The following is a 19,601-nucleotide window of genomic DNA, read 5'->3' on the forward strand; positions in this document are numbered from 1 at the left end:
ATGAAGCAGCCCAACGATTCCAATAAACCCAACTATATCGAAGAATTATTACAGGTGACGCCGCAAGCGAACGGCCTGCTGTTTCATGCTTTGAAAGATGGCAACAGTGCCTATCATATTGGCGTGGTATTCAGCCTGAAAGCGGACACCAGTGAAGAGGAGATTGTTGATGTATGGTATCAGATACAGCAGTCACAACCTGCGCTGAGGGCGGTTTTTACCTGGGAAGGCATTCGTGTTCCCCATCAGGCTGTATACGCATTACCACGGATCCCGCTTGAATATATCCGCGTTGACTCAACCCTCCCGGAACCGTCGTTAAAACGACGCGGTCTCGATTGGCTGGCACAGTCGAAAGCGACGCCATTTGAGTTGGATACGGAGGTGTTTCGGATTATTTGTTTCCACGATATTGACGCGGGAACCTTAAGAATCGCTTTCTCTTTTCACCATATTCTGATGGATGGTTGGAGTAGCTCGCTACTGATTTCTCTCTGGTTACAGGGATTGCGTCAGCAAAAAATCGTTCCTCTGGCTGCACGACTTTATTCGCAGCAACTCTGGAAAGGGCTAAGCCAAGAAGAACTGAGGCTCAGTCGTGAATACTGGCATCGTGTTTTCCAATACCTGCCAGACGGAGAAACTTCGGCGACGACAAAACTGCTGGCCGAACCGCTGTTCCGTTCTGCCGAACATACCGCGATTAAGCGTAAGGCGGGAGAAAAAATAACAGATGAAAAAATCACCGCGAACTGCATATGGGACAAAGAACGTAAAGCGGCGATAGAGTTGCTTTGTCGCCGTGCGGGGGTGACTCCGGCAAGTTTTGTCTATCTGTGCTGGGCGCTGGTGCTGGCCAAGTTGACCTTTCAAAAAACCGTCACGTTCGGTTGTACATTTTCCGGCAGGGGAGCGGCGTTGACACAAAACGTCGACCGCCAACCTTTGGGGCTGTTTACGAATACGGTGCCGCTGATCCTGACGCTCGACGGAAAATGGCGTCTGGAGGTGGCATTACGTGCCGTTTTTCAAGCGCTGCAACAGACTCATCAACATGAAAAAACGCCGCCCCTGTTGATAAGAGAAGAAACGGGGATACGTGACGAACTCTATGACTCTATTGTCGTTTTCGATAACTATCCAATCGATGCCAAGTTGCAGGACGCCGATTGTGGTGCGTTTCTGACGGATTTGCACAGCGAAGAAACGACGCATTTTGGTTTGACTCTGACGGTTTCCGGTGTGGATCAATGGAAAATTGAGTTAAGTGCGGGGGAAACTTTTGAGGGTGATCCTGATGCGGTGAATAGGGTGTTTTACGCGTTTGAATCTTTGGTGGCGGATTTGGTTAAAGGGGCTGCGGATGTACGGGTTGAAGATCTGGTGTTAAAACTCAACCCAGACGGCGCTGAAGAAGCCACTTTGGTCATGGGAGAACACAATGCGCAAACGCCGGATATCAATGCTTTGCTGCTGCGCATTTATCAGCGCCTTAATCAGTCACCCCAAGCAATAAGCCTGATCGAAGACCGGCATCAGATCAGTAATCGCGAGTTGCTACGGGGCGTTTTTGCCTTGCAGGAACGGTTACGGGGATCGGGATTCGTTCCGGGCGATAGAGTGGCCGTCCATCTCGAAAAGGGACTGTTATCCACCCAGGCGATACTGGCGATATTGTTTAGTGGCGGCAGTTACTTCTATGTAAACCCGAAAGATCCACGGCAACGCAAAAAAAATCTGTTGGCATTGGCGTTGGCGAATTGCGGCATTGTCTTATGTGATGCTTCCTTGAACGGGGAACTTGATACTGACATCGGGCGTCACTTGCTGCTGAATATCGAAACAGAGACAACATGGCTGGAGTCCACTGGCGAACCGACGTTATGGCGCAATCGGCGGCCTGAAGATGAGTTTTACTTCATCTTCACCTCAGGAACGACCGGAGCGCCTAAAGGCATCTCTATCCGTAATGAATCAGTGGCAAACTTGCTGGATTGGTTTGTCCGGGAAACCTACCTTATGCCTACGGATCGAGTGCTTGGGCTGACCGATCTGAATTTCGATCCCAGTGTCGAAGATCTGTTTGGCAGCCTTGTGGCCGGAGCTACGCTGATTTATCCATCCTCCAATGTATTGTTGGAGCGACAGACGTTTATCGATCTGCTGCGGGATGAGTCCATCACGCTGATTAACTTTATTCCGGGCGCCATTGCCCAGCTCATTCAGGGCGCTCCCTTCTTCCCTGCTATGCGATTGTGGATCTTCGGTGGGGAAGAATTACCTCAATGGCTCAGGGATGATTTGCTGCGGCAGGGCTACGCCGTCAGCAATCATTATGGCCCCAGTGAGACGACGGTGGACTGCTTGACTGCCAGACAATCTCTCGCTGCGGAAGTTTCCATCGGCTGGCCAATTCAAAATGTCATCGCCTGCTGCGCGGACGTCTTCGGTAAACCTTTGCCTGCGGGGATACGGGGCGAGCTTTGGGTTGGGGGACGGGCGGTGGCTCACGGTTACGCCACCAATCCGGTTGAGTCCGATAAATACTTTGTCAAATACAGTGAGCAAGCTTTTTATCGCACAGGTGACGCGGTCACTTTTTCTCATGGGTCAGGTTTTAAGTATCTGGGACGAATTGACGATCAAGTGAAAGTGAACGGTGTTCGCATTGAACCGCGTGAACTGGAACGCGCCGTTGAGACATTGGAGGAAGTTAAAGCTTGTTGTTTGTTACCCGCGATAGGGCGGGAAGGAAAGCGGCAATGGCGTCTTTTCGTCGATAGCCGCGAACCGCCTGCCATGCTGGAGCCCCGTGTGCGAGAACATATTCGTCAGCATTTTTCAGCGTCGTGGCTCCCTGCCCTTATTGTGGTGGTAGACGGTTTTGAACGCACCATCACCGGTAAGATCGATCGTCAGCGACTGCTGGAGCGCGAGACTCAACGACTGCAAATACAAACCGCCCTGGATCATACGCCGTTGACCGATCCTGTCGAAGCGAAAGTACAGGCTATCTGGAGCGCGGTTCTGGAACACCCGGTGGCTGATGCAAACGTGAATTTCTTCGATGCAGGCGGTGACTCAATAAAAATAATCGCGCTGCAATCCCAAATGCAGCAGGCGTTCAACCAGCAAATCGGCGTCGCCGTCTTATTCGAATATCCAACCATCACTACCTTCGCAAACTGGATCAAACAGAGCAACTTGTTTTCCGAAAATGCGGAAGCCGGGGTGAAGCTGTCCGATTCCGGCAAGCAGCTATCCCAAGAAAATACTCTGTCGTCGGCTCGCTCAGGTAAAAACAGACTGGCGGACAGGCGGCGTAAAGTGAAAGGAAGTTCAGTATCATGAAGCGTGAATATATGGGTAGTGAAGTCGCTATTATTGGCATTTCTTGCCGATTTCCCCAAAGTCCCGACTGGCGAAGTTTTTGGAACAATCTACTGGCGGGGCGTGAGCTCGTGTCATTTTTCTCGCGGGAAGAACTCTTAGCTGCCGGTGCGCCGTCTGAGATTATCGATCTCCCCAACTACGTCCCTGCCAAAGCCTCCCTTGAAGATGCTGAGTGTTTTGATTATGAGTTTTTCGGCTACTCACAGCGGGAAGCGCGGAAAATGGACCCGCAACTGCGGGTGTTGCACGAAGTCAGTTTTAACGCCTTTCTTGACGCGGGTTTGCCCGTTGGCGAGTCGATGTTAAAGGCGGGTGTGTTTATCGGTTCCACATTGAATCTGGCACGACTGGAGCAATTTGCGGGAGCCAGTCAGGATATTTCAGAAATGTTCGATGTCGGCAACTATAACGATCCGGCTTCGTTCGCAGCGCAAATCGCTTATCGCATGAAATTGAATGGCCCGGCGGTGCACGTACAATCCGCCTGTTCGACGTCATTATCCGCTGTCCATCTGGCTTGTAAGGCACTTTTGGCCGGCGAGTGTGAAATGGCGCTGGCCGGTGGTGCATGTATCACTGATCCGGTGGCAGGCGGTTACTTATATCAGGATGGGATGATCCTGTCGCCGGACGGACACTGCAAGACGTTCTCTGATGACGGGAAAGGGACGGTGAATGGTAACGGCGTGGCAGTCGTGTTGTTAAAATTGCTGGAAGACGCGATCGCGGACGGTGACCCTATTCATGCCGTTATCGTCGAATCTGGCATGAACAATGACGGCGATAGAAAAGTGAGCTTTGAGGCTCCCAGTGTGCAGGGACAGGCGGAAGTTATCTCACAAGTCTATCGGCTGGCGGACATTCCGTTTTCGAGTCTGGGCATGATCGAGGCACACGGCACGGCTACCGTCCTTGGCGATCCGATAGAAATTCAGGCGTTGAATAATGTCGCACGGGAACTGCTCTCTCCGGACGAACTCCATCAATTCCGTTGCGCTGTGGGGAGCGTCAAATCCAACATGGGACATCTGGATGCCGCCGCCGGTATTGCCGGGCTGATAAAAGCCGCTTTGAGCGTCCGTTTTGGTAAAATTCCGCCTTCGTTACATTTCAATAAACCTAATCCCCATCTGGAACTGGACAATACCCCCTTCTGGGTGCCTACCCAAGCCACCGACTGGCCGGCAAAGCAGGCGATTCGACGCGCCGGCGTCAGCTCATTCGGCATAGGCGGAACCAATGTGCATGTCTTGCTTGAACAGCCGCCGGAAACCGTCAGTGAAGAAGCCTCTCACCGGGAACCTGCGCAAATACTGCCGCTCTCGGCCAAATCTCCCAGTGCGCTGGCGCGATTGGCAGCGTCTTATTCCATCCATCTCAGCCTGATTAATCAGGGATTAGCCGAAGAAGAAACATCAAACCTTGAAGTGATCGCCCGGCAGCTACAGGAAAACCGAACCGAATATCCTTGTCGCGCCGCTTTTGTTGCCAACCATCGCGATGACTGGAAACAGCAGCTTGATAACTGGACGCTGATGGATGGCGCTTATGCGTCAATGGCGGAGTTAATTTGGCTGTTTCCGGGGCAGGGTTCGCAATCGCCGGAAATGGGCCTGCGCTTGGCGGCGGAATATCCGGAGTTCGGTGACATCTATCTGGGGTTGTTAGATAAAGCCGCAGCACTGTTATCTGTTCAAAAAGCATCTGTCCAAAAAGCGCTATTGATTGATAAACAGACATTAATTGACAGTATTAAGCGACCTGAACAACTGTCAACTCTTTACCTCCAGCCCATTTTATATGCGGTTCAGGCCGCATTGGGTGTTTGGCTACAGAGGCTTGGCTGTAAGCCTACGGCTTTGTTAGGGTTTAGTCTGGGAGAATTCGCTGCGGCGGCTATCGCCGGTGTGTTCAGCATCGAAGAAGGAATGGAGCTGGTGGTCGCACGGGCAGGGCTGATGGATTCCATGCCAAAAGGCGCGGTCTTTGCAGCCAGTCGCAAGAGCAAAAATAGCAAGAAAGACATTAACGGTGATTTCCCGGCGATGCTTTGGTGCATATCAGAACTCAGCCCGGGAACGTGGACACTGGCGACAGAGGAGGGATTGGTCGCAGATGCAGAGAACTGGTTAACGCAGCACGGCTTTACTTTCAAGAGAGTGGCGGTATCCCACGCCTTCCATACACCAATGATTGAACCAGCGGCGAAAGCGTTTGGCGACCTGCTGAAAAATTATGATCTGCAACCCGCGCAGTGTGCTATCTACTCAACCGCTTTGGGACGGAAAATTGATGCGGATGAGATGCGCAATCCGCAATATTGGGTCAATCAAATGCTGTCCCCTGTGCAATTGGGCGCCGCTTTAAAGCAGGTGGCTCAGGAGCATCCAGCGTCACTCTTCGCGCAAATAGGGGTTGGCATGGATTTGTTGCAGCACACGCGTAAATGGCTGCATCTGAATGGGGAGAGATGGGCTCCGACTTTAGGCACGGGCGGCGCGGATCACGAGATAAATTCAACGTTGCAATTCATTGCCAAGGTCTGGATACAGGGCGGTGGCATGGATTGGAGCAGAATTCATCCGCAGACATCCATCGAACGTACCATAACGAAAACGCACCTGCCCGGTCACGCTTTTGAACGTCGGGTTTGTTTGCCACAAGTGGGCACAAAAGCGGCTCAGACAATTTCATCTCTGTTTTTCGGTTCGCATTATTACGGGCTGGAGTGGGAAAAAATCAACTCATCCACGTCGGAGAACGCTATCCAATCAGGGGACACGCCGACAACCTGGATAATTTGCCCACAGGTTCAGGAAAGAGAACGTCGTCTGGCTGAGGCGCTGGAACTGAATAACCGTCAACTGACGTTTATTGAGTGTGCGAACTGGCGGGGCAGCGATACCAACCTTTATGCCGAGCTGGAAGGCTGGCTGTTGCAGCAAGGGCTAGCAGTGTCCGCCACGATGGATATTATTGTTACCGGATTGCTGGATGATCTGGATGCACGGCAGGCGCAGTTCTGGGCGTTCTGGCTGCCAACTGTTCTGGCGAGATGGAGCACAACTCAGCGTTTTTCACCAAAAATACGGCTGTTCTTCCCCACAACCGAAATGGCGGCATGGAGTGGTTCGGAGACGCTGAATGCAGAAAAAAACCAGCTTCTGGGGCCGCTGCTGATCCTGCCGGAAGAATACCCCAACATTACTGCCCTCTGTGTGGATTTAGAGAATTCGGAAGTAGAAAACATTGCCCGTGGGTTACAGCCTTGGATAGATCAGGACTGGCATGGCGGTCAATTCTATTGTTTCCGTCAAAACGATTTTTGGCAGCGGCGCGTGACGTCGCAAGTGCAAAAACAGGCTTTGACGCACACTCTGCCAGACGTCAGCAGCAACAGTTGGGTGCTTGTTACTGGCGCTAATGGGGGCATGGGCGCGGCTATCGCCGAACATTTAGCGCAGGTTTATCATTGTAATCTCTTATTGTTGGTGCGGAAATCTCTGCCGAAAAAGCGGGATTGGCCGGCGGAGATTGAAAGCAACGGTTCCCACGCGGAATTTTTGCGCTGGGTGCTGAACCTTGAAGCCAAGGGAAGCCGGGTAGAGTTGTTGCAGGCAGATTTGGGCGATAGTGAATCTCTGGCGCAGGCTTTTGCCCCCGTATTCCAATTGGTCGCGCGGGGCGAGGGGATCGATTACGTATTCCATACCGCCGGTCGCGGAGAGGGCGCGATGTTGCAGATGCGTTCTGAGGCGGAATCGATTGCAACGCTGGCTCCCAAAGTGACGGGAACCCGCTTCCTCTGCGATAACCTGAGTAGACTTGGCAATCCGGCGCTGTTGCTGTTCTCCAGTCTGGGTAATTTGCTGCCCAAGGAAAAGATCGGTCAAATCGCTTATGTTGCCGCTAACGCCTGTCTGGAAGCCTACGCGGATCAGATCCGCAACAAAGGCGGCAAAGCGCTGGCGATTGCCTGGGATGATTGGGCTGAATCAGGCATGGCAACCCTCTCCGCGCAGCAATTAGATCGTGCGCTTAAAAATCCGGTACAGGACACGATATCCGACGCCCCAATCTGGATACGTCGGCTGTGCGCCAAGGACGACTGGTGGCTTGACGAGCATCGCATCGATGCATCGACTGCCGTGATGCCCGCGATGGGAATGGTGGTTCTGGTACATCGCGCGTTGATTGAGTGGCGAGCGGTGGCGGCAGAGGCATTCTCATTACAGGAGATCGCCATTGAGAGGCCGTTGGTGGTGGCTAACGACGCGGAGCTTGATGTCGCAGTGATCTTTGCGGACGACTTGAACGCCTTTGAGCTATTTTCCGGCAATGGCAAGTTTTCCCCTGAAACCTGGCTTAAACATGCCAGCGGTAAAATTAAATACCGCGACGGTCATACTGCACTTTCTGGCGAAACCGTTTCCTTAAAAACCCTTCCTTCCCAGCCGCCGCTCCTGAGCCTGTTTAGCGCCAAAGATAACATCGGCGTCAGCCCGAAAGGGGCGCTGACATTCGGTCCCCGCTGGCGAAATGTGATCGCGGTTGATCAGACCGGAATCAATGAAGTGTTGAATCTGTTACAGCTTCCCACTGCCTATCGGGGTGAAGCAGAAGCATCCGGTCTTCACGTCGCGTTGTTGGATACGGCAACTCTCATTGCCTCTCCAGAACACGAAGATGGACAGTTTGCCCCCATCTCAATAGGGGCTTTCACTCAATTCGCGCCCATGTGCGACAGAGTGAAAAGCCACGTCCAAATTCAGGATCTGGGTGCTAACAAGTTGTTGCAGGTGAATATTTATTCTGAGGAAGACAATCTGTTAGTGGCAATCAGTGATTTGTTGCTGGTTGATGCATCCGCTGCTTTGCAACACACCGTCATGCGCTTGAATGCCAGAGACGCAGGAAGCGTCGATTTTTCTTTTAGCTCACAATCCGAAACACGCAAAGAGCCTGGCCCGCTGGATGTAGAAATTCAGGTTAAGGCGGCGGGACTGAATTTTAAGGATGTATTGATTGCGCTCGGCGTATTGCCGGCTCCTGCCGACCCGACCATGACTTTTGGTCAGGAGGCGGCAGGTATTGTCACCCGCGTTGGGCAGCAAGTGAACGCTGTTCGCGTCGGTGATCGCGTGATGTGTGCGGGACATAGCTGCCTGGCTGAACACGTTATTATGCCGCAGCGCGTTGTCGCACCTATTCCACGGACACTTGGCTTTCAACAGGCCGCGGGGGTTCCGGTGGCTTTTACCACCGCATGGATTGCCTTGAAGCACGCGGCCAATTTGAAAAAGGGTGAACGCATCTTGATTCATTCCGCGGCAGGGGGTGTCGGCATGGCGGCGATGCAGATTGCCCTGTATTTAGGCGCGGAAGTTTGGGTGACAGCGGGCAGCGAAGAAAAACGCCGATTGCTCAGAGAAATGGGTGCACAAGGCGTAGCGAATTCCAGAACGCGAGAATTCGGCGATATTTTCCGCGGTGATCTGGGTGAGCGACCTTTCGATGTGATCCTCAATGCGCTGGCGGGAGAACTGCTGGAAGAAAGCCTCTCTTTATTGGCGCCGCAAGGCCGGTTCTTGGAGCTTGGCTTACGGGATATCCTGCAAAACTGGCAACTGGGGCTGTCAATTTTTGCGGAAGGAGGCAGTTTCCACGCAGTGCAGGCGGGTGCCGAACATCCCGCCTATCAGAAGGCTTGGGCTGAGGTCGCAGTACTGTTGGAGGACGAGGTACTTAAGCCTTTGCCGACAAAAGTTTATCCCGCCAAAGAGATCACGGAAGCCTTTCAGTTCATGGCTCAGGGGCGACATATCGGCAAGATTGTCATCGCGATGGAAGAACGCGGCAAAGCACTCAGCTTCGTAGAAAAGCTGAAAGCAGAGGGATTATCCAATTTAGAAGGAACGCAGATAGCCGTGGCGATGGCGGCGCTTGTCGGTCAAACCAAATTGCCTTATGTCGCGGTTTCTAAACTTCCCATTGGCTCAGTTTTAGAAAAGCAACGGCATACTCAGCAGATGCTGTTCAGTTCTGGCTCAACGCGAAATGCGCCGGCCGCCGTTGATGGAGATGCAGACGAATCGCTTAAGGGCGCAAATGCGGACGATTTATTGCAGGCCATACGCACCATGCTGGAAGGATTTCTCGGTGTTGACGGTCTGGATGTGGACGCCAGTTTCTTCTCCTTGGGGGCAACCTCGCTGGATCTTATCCAATTCGCCAAAAGACTGGAGCAACGGCTGGAGCGGGATATACCGGTAGCGCTGCTGTTTAAGGCCGCCTCTTTGCGGGAATTGAGCAAAGAGCTGGCACCGGAGCAATCCGTTGCAGAAGAACCGCAGATGCCGCAACAAGGGCTGGGAGATAAACGGCGCACGTTGCAGGCTCGCCGCAAATTACGCGGCGTTGTGTCCGGTGAGGATATGCCCGGTCAGGAAAGGTCCAGTCAGGGGAGTGAAGACAATGAGTAACGCTGGATTGATCCGCATAGGCATTTTTTTAGTCGCCACCTATCTCGCGCTGGTGGGCAGCGTGTTCGCTGACACGATCGACCAGAAACAGATTATCAGCCAGAAGCCAGATTCTGATCTGGAGCAGATAGTCAGTGAATTGAGCCGTCGTTGGGATGTTGCGCAAGTTCCCACCGGCGGACTGAGTGTCATCGTCGGCGATAAAGTTCGTACATGGCGACTGGGCAAGGAAGAGGCTGGTACATTCGAACTCGCTTCCACCTCTAAAGCCTTCACTGGGTTGCTGATTGCGCTGCTGGAGCAGGAAGGCGTACTCAACCAGCAGGATGCGATTACGCGATGGATACCCGAGCTGGCGGAGCATCCAGAAATGGGCTACTCCGCCGTGCTACTTAAAAACCTGTTGTTCCATACCAGCGGTATTTCAGGCGACACGATCGACTTGCTGCGACCCTATGGTGCACCTGATGCTTTAGCTAAACTGCCGATATTGCTGAAAGAGATCCCGCTGGCCTATCCCGTCGGTGCCAAAGAGGAGTACGCCACGCTGAATTACAGCCTGTTGGGTTTGGCGGCTGAACGGGCTACGGGGAAATCGTTCGCGACCCTGATGCGGGAAAAAGTCTTTCTGCCTTTGGGAATGAAAAATACAACGGTGGAGGGCGATCTGTCGGCAGAGGGGAGTGCCGCTGCATCTGCGCGCATTCCGGGGTATAAAATCAGTTTTACCCGCGCACAGCCGTATGATGCGCCTCGCTATCTGCAAAATACACCCGCAGGTTATGTCGTCAGTACTCCGCAGGATATGGCCATTTGGTTACAGTTCTTACTGCACCAGCAGCCTTTAAGTAACGACAAAGGTGATGGCGATGAACAGCGGTCTGCGTTATACGCGGCACTGGAGCAGGCAAAGCGTCCTTACGGTGGCAATGGCGACGCGGGGTACGCTTATGGTTGGGATGTAAAAACCGATATAACCACGAGCTGGAGCCATCCGGGGCAAAATCCCAATGCCACAGCCTATGTCGCGTTTGACCCGAAGGCTGGCGTGGGTGTTTCCCTGTTAGGTAACAGCAACAGCCCCCAAGTGATTCAATTGGGGCAGGCGATATTCGAACACCTGCGTGGTGCTTCTTCGGCAGGTTTGCCGGGAAATTTCCCCGTTGATGATGGGGACTGGATTTCCACGGTGGCTGCTGTGATTTTCTGGCTCGGTGGGGCGCTGCTTTTAGTGGCGGTCATGTATAAAAGGGAGAACAAGGATAAAGGCGGTTGCGATGAGTCGGTTCCCGATGGAGCAAGTGTTCTAGAGAGCCGAGTGGAGACGGCGATAATACAAGAGAGTTTTGTTCGATCCGCAGAAAGCACCGCAGAAAAACCGGTCTGGCGCGCTTTCCTCAGTCGGTTCATCGTGCAGAACGTGGCTCTTGTGTCCGTGCTTGCGATTATACCTCCGCTATTGTTGGGGTTAAGCTGGGCAAATCTGCTGGTTTGGGGGACTTTCAGCCTGCCTGTTGCTGCTGTGGGGCTGCTGTTCTTCGTCAACGCGGTCAGCCTGTTCTTTTTTCTGGTGACACAGCGCAGCGGCAGATATACCAGCAAGACTTTTTCCGCGTTGATGATTGCGAAAGTCGTCGGTCTGACGGTCATTTCCGGACTGCTCAATTCCGCATTGGTTTTATTCATCATTCAGGCTATCGATAGCCCATCTACGTATTTGCTGTACAGCGCTGTGCTGCTGTTTAGCTGCATCTACTTCTACATTTCCACCCGTAAAGCGGCTGAACAACAGATCATGCGCTTTGGGCATTCTTTTGTGCAGGGCTGGCGGATGGAGATCATCCGGAAACTGCTGGCATCGGATTACAAAAACATCGAACAGCTATCTTCGGGGAAAATACAGTCCGTCGTTGGGGAGAATTCGCAAGAATTAGCGAAAAGCGTTCTGGCTTTCGTGCCTTTCTTCGCCAATTTGTTGACGATCATCTTTTTGTTCACCTATTTGATGGTGTTTAAGTCGCCGGTAGCCACTTCTGTCCTGTTGGCCTGTGCTTTGCCCATGATCGTGCTCTATTACTGCATTTCTGAACGAGCCAATCGCATTATGCCTCAAGCATTAAGCATCCGTAGCGAGTTTATGGATACCGTGGAAGATTTGCAGAAAGGCTATAAAGGACTGCGGCGTGACGCGGTAAAACGCAGTTTCTATCGCCATGCGCAGGGCGTGTCGGATCGTTTTAAGGCGTTGAGGATTCAGTACGATCTCGGCTTTTTAAATGCATTCTTTATCGGCGAGTCATTGCTCACTATTTTACTGGTTGCGGTGGCGTTGATGTTTCCGCTCCTGATCCCCCATTTTGACGGTAATGTGTCGAAAGAATATCTGATCATTCTGCTGTACCTCATCGGGCCGCTGAACGCGGTGATGGCGGCCATGCCTGAACTCATCAGGCTGAAAAGCCTGATGAATAATATGGTGATGTTCAGCCAGTCGATTCAGGCCGACTCTCCTGCCGAGACGATGCCGAAAATTCAGGATGTGAAGACGCTCGAACTGTCCGCGGTGTATTTTCACTATCCGGCTACGGGGGGAGAATGCTTCGGTGTAGGGCCAATTTCATTGAAAGCGGAAAGTGGAAAAAGCTATTTCCTGACCGGTGGCAATGGCTCCGGTAAGAGTACGCTGGCTATGATTCTGGCGGGTTTGTACGCACCTGAGCGGGGAACGGTCAGGATAAATGGTGAAGAGGCTTCCCAGCATCAATTGCTGGAACAAACACGGGCGATCTTCAGCGACAACTGGTTATTCAAACGGGTTTATGACCCGGCACTATTGCCGTTGCGGGAGGCTGTCAACCAGAACATCGCGTTGTTGGGGTTGACGCAAAAAGCCACGCTTCTGAGTGATGGTGCTTTTGACAACATCAAATTATCAACAGGTCAGCGCAAACGTCTTTCTTTGGCCATGCTGTTAGCTGACCCCAGCCCTCTAGTCGTTCTGGACGAATGGGCGGCGGATCAGGACCCTCGTTCTAAGGCCCGATTTTACAAGGAATGGCTTCCTATGTTGAAAGCCCAGAATCGTATCGTGTTTGTCGTGACCCATGATGACGAATATTTTTCGGAAGCAGATGTCCTGATCACAATGAAAAACGGTCAGCTCATTGAGTTAAAGGAAGAGAGTTATGCTTAATCAGTCGCAGTCAGAAAATCATTTTGATCATTCCAACCAGAGCCGGGCGCCAAAGGACACTATCCTGAATTGTTGCATTCATGAACTGTTTGAGCGGCAGGTAGAAAAAACACCGGATGCGGTTGCCGTTCGATTCGGGGAGCAGTCACTTTCTTATGCAGAATTAAATCGCAGGGCGAACAGGCTGGCCCGATTCCTCAGAGAAGATTTGCACGTTGGCCCGGATACATTGGTAGGCGTGTGTGTGGAGCGCAGCATAGAAATGGTGGTTGCGTTGCTGGCGGTACTGAAAGCGGGGGGAGCCTACGTACCTCTTGACCCGCACTATCCTGCTGAAAGGCTCGACTACATGCTGCATGACGCTGCCCCCCGTGCTTTGTTGTCTCACGGTGCGGTGCCGGTTGTCGTTCGCGCGCTGCTGGATCAATACGCGATGAGCACAAATGTCAGCGTGATCGATTTGGAGGCCGATGTCTCGCAGTGGTCCGGACAAAACAGTGATGATTTGCATCCGGCGGATAACGGGCTGACTTCTTCCCATCTGGCGTATGTTATCTATACTTCTGGCTCAACCGGGCGGCCAAAGGGCGTGATGAATGAGCACGTTGGCGTCGTCAATCGTTTGGTATGGATGCAAAAGGCCTATCGGCTGAATGCGAATGATGCTGTTCTGCAAAAAACACCCTTTAGTTTCGATGTGTCCGTCTGGGAGTTCTTCTGGCCCCTGATGTACGGTGCCCGTCTGGTGGTGGCAAAACCCGAAGGACATAAAGATCCGGCTTATCTGAGCGCCTTAATCCAAGAGCACCGGATAACTACCCTGCATTTTGTACCGTCAATGTTATCCGCCTTTTTGGATCAGGCGCCGCCAGAAGTGGGCAATTGCCTGCAACGCGTGTTTTGCAGCGGTGAAGCACTGCCGGCGCGCAGTGTGCATCGGTTTCGGGAGCGTTTTGCCAAGGTCGAATTACATAACCTGTATGGGCCGACCGAAGCGGCCATTGACGTCACCGCCTGGAATTGCTGCCTTGATGAAACGGATGGCTTGATCCCGGAAAATGTGATCCCGATAGGTAAACCGATTGATAACATTCAGCTTTATATCCTCGATGCTTACGGCCAGCCGTGCCCGGTCGGTGTGGCGGGTGAGCTTCACATTGCCGGGGTGGGCGTGGCACGCGGCTATCTGAATCAGCCCGAGCTGACAGCGGAAAAATTCATCAAAAATCCCTTTAGTCCGGCATTAAATGGCGTGATGTACCGAACGGGGGATCTGGCTCGGTATTTACCCGGCGGCGACATTGAATATCTGGGACGTAATGACTTTCAGGTCAAGTTACGTGGCTTCCGTATTGAGCTGGGTGAAATTGAAGCACGTCTGATGAAGCATCCGGCCGTACGCGATGCCGTTGTGTTGGCGCAGGGCGAGAGTGCGGAAGATAAACGCCTAGTTGGATTTGTCATTGCCGCGGAACGCGCCTTACAGCGCCAGTCCAGGGAGAGCGTGAAAGAGAGTATTCAACGGCTTATCAACGATGCGGTGCCCGATTACATGAGGCTTGCCGCTATCGTCATCGTCAGTAGTTTTCCTTTATCCGCCAGCGGTAAAATTGACCGCAAGTCCTTTCCGGTGGTCACTTTTGATGAATTCACGGCACAAGACGTTGCACCGCCGAAAAATGCGTTGGAGCAAACCTTGGTTGAGGTGTGGAGTGAACTGCTCGGCGTTAAAAACATCGGCAGAAATGCCCACTTTTTTAACCTGGGCGGCCACTCGTTGCTGACTCTGAAAATGGTGCTGGCTTTGCGTCGTCGTGGACTCTTTGTGGATGGCTACACGCTGTACCAGTATCCCGTATTGTCCGAACTGGCGACACAGTTGCAGGTGTCCGATCCACAGGAAACCCGCTCTGACATGGCGGAACGCGCTATGGTGGAAGCGTCCGCCTGGGCGCAACTCAGCCAAAAAGAAATCGATGCTCTGATTACCGCCATTCCCGGGGGCCTCGCCAATATCCAAGATATTTATCCTTTGGGGGCGTTGCAGCAGGGGATGATCTATCACTATCTGACGAATTTGGCGGGAGATCCCTATGTGCTTTGGCAGGTCGTCCGTTTCCGTAATGCAGACTTGCTGCACGCTTATGTTGATGCCCTGCGCAGCACGATTGCCCGTCACGATACGTTTCGGGTCAGCGTCCATTATGAAGGACTTAGCCAGCCGGTGCAGGTGGTTTGGCGGGACGCTGAATTGACGGTGGAAGAGCTGAAACCTACGATGGATTGCGATGATCCGTTGGTCATCTTGAAACAGCATTGCGATCCCGCCATGCTGCGTTTTGATATCACTAAAGCACCTTTGCAGCGTTGTCTTTATTGCTATGACCCGAAACGGGACGAATGGGTATTGCTGCATTTGATCCATCATATGACGGTGGATCACACGACGGTAGAAAAGATGCAGCAGGAAATAGAAGCGCAACTGCGTTTAGAACCGCCTGCTCTGATTGCGCCCATATCGTTCAGGCAGGTGAACGCAGGTCTTTTCTGCACAACTGGCGTGGAAGAGCAAAAAGCATTTTTTGACGCTATGTTACGGGATTATGAACCGACTCCAGCGCCGTTTGGTGCCGGTGAATACTTAGGGGGCAACGCGGTGGTGGTGGAAGCCTGGCGACCGCTGCAAGAACGGTTGTGTAACCAGATACGCCAACAAGCCAAAGCGCACGGTGTCAGTGCTGCCGCAGTTTTTCATCTGGCTTGGGCGAAAGTGATCGCCTGCCTGACCGGATGCAACGATGTCGTCTTCGGTACTGTCTTACTGGGGCGCATGTTTGCAGGTGAAAACGCTGAAAACATCATGGGGCCGTTTATCAATACGCTGCCGATCCGGGTACATATGGATAATCTTGCTGTTTTTGAGTGTCTCTGGAATGCTCAGGATACTCTGACGCAGTTGGTCAGGCATGAACAGGCGTCATTGGCGCTGGCACAGAAATCAGTACAGACATCGGGAACAGTGCCTCTGTTCACTTCATTGCTGAATTATCGTCACAGTGAAATGCGTAACATTCCTTCGGCAGATCCTTTTCAGGCAATGAATCCTTCCTCCATAAATGGAGTCAGTTATTCCGGCAGTATGGAGAGAACCCATTATCCGGTTTCCGTCAATGTTGATGATTTCACCAACGATTTTGTTATTAATGCACAGGTCGAACAGGGGCTTGATCCTGAACTTATCTGTGACTACTTGCAGACAGCGTTACAGGAAATTGTCACCGCGCTGGAAAGCGCACCAGAAAGAAGAATGGGTCGAATTCATGTCTTGCCGGCGCAGGAAAAAGATAAATTGCTGTGGCAATGGAATCAGACCACCTCTGATTTTCCGCGACAGGCTTGCCTCCATACCCTGATTGAGGAGCAGGCGCGTCGGACGCCGGATGCTATTGCGGTGGTGTTCGAAGACCAAGTGCTGAGTTATGTGCAATTGAACCAGAGAGCGAACCAACTGGCCCGATTCCTCAGAGAAGATTTGCACGTTGGCCCGGATACATTGGTAGGCGTGTGTGTGGAGCGCAGCATAGAAATGGTGGTTGCGTTGCTGGCGGTACTGAAAGCCGGAGGAGCCTACGTACCTCTTGACCCGCACTATCCTGCTGAAAGGCTCGACTACATGCTGCATGACGCTGCCCCCCGTGCTTTGTTGTCTTACGGTGCGGTGCCGGTTGTCGTTCGCGCGCTGCTGGATCAATACGCGATGAGCACAAATGTCAGCGTGATCGATTTGGAGTCCGATGTCTCGCAGTGGTCCGGGCAAAACAGTGATGATTTGCATCCGGCGGATAACGGGCTGACTTCTTCCCATCTGGCGTATGTTATCTATACTTCTGGCTCAACCGGGCGGCCAAAGGGCGTGATGAACCAGCACGTTGGCGTCGTCAATCGTTTGGTATGGATGCAAAAGGCCTATCGGTTGAATGCGAATGATGCTGTTCTGCAAAAAACACCCTTTAGTTTTGATGTGTCCGTCTGGGAGTTCTTCTGGCCCCTGATGTACGGCGCCCGTCTGGTGGTAGCAAAACCTGAGGGACATAAAGATCCGGCTTATTTGAGCGCGTTGATCCAAGAACATCGGATAACTACCCTGCATTTCGTACCGTCGATGCTGTCCGCCTTTTTGGATCAGGCACCGCCAGAAGTGGGCAATTGCCTGCAACGCGTGTTTTGCAGCGGCGAAGCACTGCCGGCGCGCAGTGTGCATCGGTTTCGGGAGCGTTTTGCCAAGGTCGAATTACATAACTTGTATGGGCCGACCGAAGCGGCCATTGACGTCACCGCCTGGAATTGCTGCCTTGATGAAACGGATGGCTTGATCCCGGAAAATGTGATCCCGATAGGTAAGCCGATTGATAACATTCAGCTTTATATCCTCGATGCTTACGGCCAGCCGTGCCCGGTCGGTGTGGCGGGTGAACTTCACATCGCCGGGGTGGGCGTGGCACGCGGCTATCTGAATCAGCCCGAGCTGACAGCGGAAAAATTCATCAGAGATCCCTTTAATCCGGCGTTAAATGGCGTGATGTACCGAACGGGGGATCTGGCTCGGTATTTACCCGGCGGCGACATTGAATATCTGGGACGTAATGACTTTCAGGTCAAGTTACGTGGCTTCCGTATTGAGTTGGGTGAAGTGGAAGCGGCGTTGTTATCGCACGACAGCGTGAAAGAGTGTGTGGTGCTGGTGCGTGAGGATGTGCCGGGCGATGCTCGTCTGGTTGCTTATGTCACCCCTGCTTCCGGCTACGCCGATCAGGTTCAGGAGGAACGGAATCAGACGCTGAGAGCGCACTTACAGACGAATCTGCCTCCATTTATGATGCCGTCCAACTTGCTTTGGCTGGATGGGTTTCCTCTCACCGCGAATGGAAAATTGGATCGCAAAGCGTTGCCATCTCCTGCTGATGCACCGATGGGACAAACAATAACGGCACAACCTCCGCAGGAAGGAACGGAAACCCGATTGGTTCAATTGTGGGCCGAGTTACTCAATCTCAATACTAATGCGATTGGACGTCAATCCCACTTTTTTGAAGCCGGAGGGCATTCATTACTGGCTGTTGCACTCATGGCGCGGATACAGCAAGCGTTCAGTGTGTCATTGCTGCTGAGTGCGATAGTGGAACACTTGGATTTGGCTTCGCAGGCCGAGCTGATCGAGACTGAAATAGAAAAAGGAAACGCAGCAAGGGAATACGGGGATCGAGCGCACTTAATAGAGCCGATGGAACCGACGCCTGTCGAGCAGATCCGGGCGTTGCCAACGCAAAAAGCCATCTACAAGGCAGTAAAACTTAATCCTCAAGACTTAAGCAATAACAGTTTCCTCGCTTTGTCGTTCGACGACGATGTGGAGCCGGATCTTAAACAACTGCGTAATCTATTGCAGTCGGTACTTTCCCGTCATGAAAGCCTCAGGGCGCAATTCATTCTTACAGGTGATGAACTCTATTTACGCCCTGCCAAGCGTTTTTTATTCCGACTGGAGAAACGCCAAACTCTTGGCTCTTTGGAAGAGGATCTGCGCGATTTTATCCGCCCGTTCTCGCTGGAAGATGGCATGAATGTTCGCGGTCGGTGGGTTGTTGATGGACGGCGTTCGTTTTTGTTGTTGGATTTTTCCCACGCTTGTATTGATGGTTCTGGTCTGATGCAAATACTCAGCGAGTTAGCCGCTGAACATGACCCCGCTCCTTCGGGAACCCGTCTGGCTGCTTATTCTGATCTTTTCTACAGCCGTGAATTTGCGGCTCTGCGACAAGAACACGCGGACTTCTGGCGAACGCAGTTGCAGGAGTGGTCGCCTCTTGTGCATACGCAGGACACCGAGTCAGTTACGCACACTTGCCTTATTACGCTCGACGACGGACTTAAAGGACAGATTGAAACGCTCACGTCACGATTGAAAATCAGTGTTCCTGAATTCTTCATGGCCGCATTTTTGCTGTTTAAAGCCCGTTTGGATTATCAGCCTGCTCAATTCCACCCGCACGATCAACTGACGTCCATGATCTTTCATGGTCGGGACAGGTTGGATCAACAGACGGTCATCGCGCCATTGATGTCGGTTCTGCCCGTGCGGGTAAGGTTGAGGGGCGAGACGATGGAACCGGAGATGCTCCATGAAGTGAGCACAGCCGTGCGCGCGGCCTGTCGTCATTACCTGTTTGATGTCGAAGAATTGACGGTACGGTATCCGGCGCTGGCTAAACAGGCGTTGTCACCCACGTCCTTTTTCGGTTACTTCCAGAAAGAGGGCTTTGACGGCCGCATCGCAGGCAGTCTCTGTCGGCAGTTGGAAACGCCCAATGTTGCAGGTGGGCAATCGCACTGGAATCTGACCTGCGAAATTGCCGAGCATACCACGGGCTTTGACGTTCATCTGGAAGCGCTTTCGTTCAGAACGGGAAGTGACGTAAGAAATTGGGAAGCGCTGTTTAAGTCGATTTTGCAAAGTGCGCTGAGTGTTGAGTGAT

General features: G+C 52.5%; 4 protein-coding genes. All 4 read left to right on the plus strand.

Going from position 1 to position 19,601, the window contains the following annotated elements; translation table 11 throughout:
• From PSI22_RS03850 to PSI22_RS03865, 4 genes are read left to right on the plus strand one after another with little or no spacing between them, the layout of a single operon-like run.
• On the plus strand, positions 1-3,351 hold the full coding sequence (locus tag PSI22_RS03850) for an AMP-binding protein (protein WP_273578661.1): 3,351 nt from the start codon (positions 1-3) through the stop codon (positions 3,349-3,351).
• Entirely contained in the window at positions 3,348-9,875 is a 6,528-nt protein-coding gene (locus PSI22_RS03855) for a type I polyketide synthase (RefSeq protein WP_273578662.1), read from the plus strand. Before PSI22_RS03850 ends, PSI22_RS03855 begins: the two co-directional genes overlap by 4 nt.
• Positions 9,868-13,068, plus strand: coding sequence for a serine hydrolase (locus PSI22_RS03860; protein ID WP_273578663.1), 3,201 nt, complete (start codon positions 9,868-9,870; stop codon positions 13,066-13,068). The genes PSI22_RS03855 and PSI22_RS03860 overlap by 8 nt, the downstream gene beginning before the upstream one ends.
• Positions 13,061-19,600 carry a non-ribosomal peptide synthetase gene (locus PSI22_RS03865; protein ID WP_273578664.1) on the plus strand — a complete coding sequence of 2,180 codons (6,540 nt, stop codon included), beginning with the start codon at positions 13,061-13,063 and terminating at the stop codon, positions 19,598-19,600. Before PSI22_RS03860 ends, PSI22_RS03865 begins: the two co-directional genes overlap by 8 nt.
• The last annotated feature ends 1 nt before the right edge of the window (position 19,601 follow it).

It is taken from the genome of Xenorhabdus aichiensis (assembly GCF_028598775.1).
In the GTDB taxonomy this organism is placed as follows: Bacteria; Pseudomonadota; Gammaproteobacteria; order Enterobacterales; family Enterobacteriaceae; genus Xenorhabdus; species Xenorhabdus bovienii.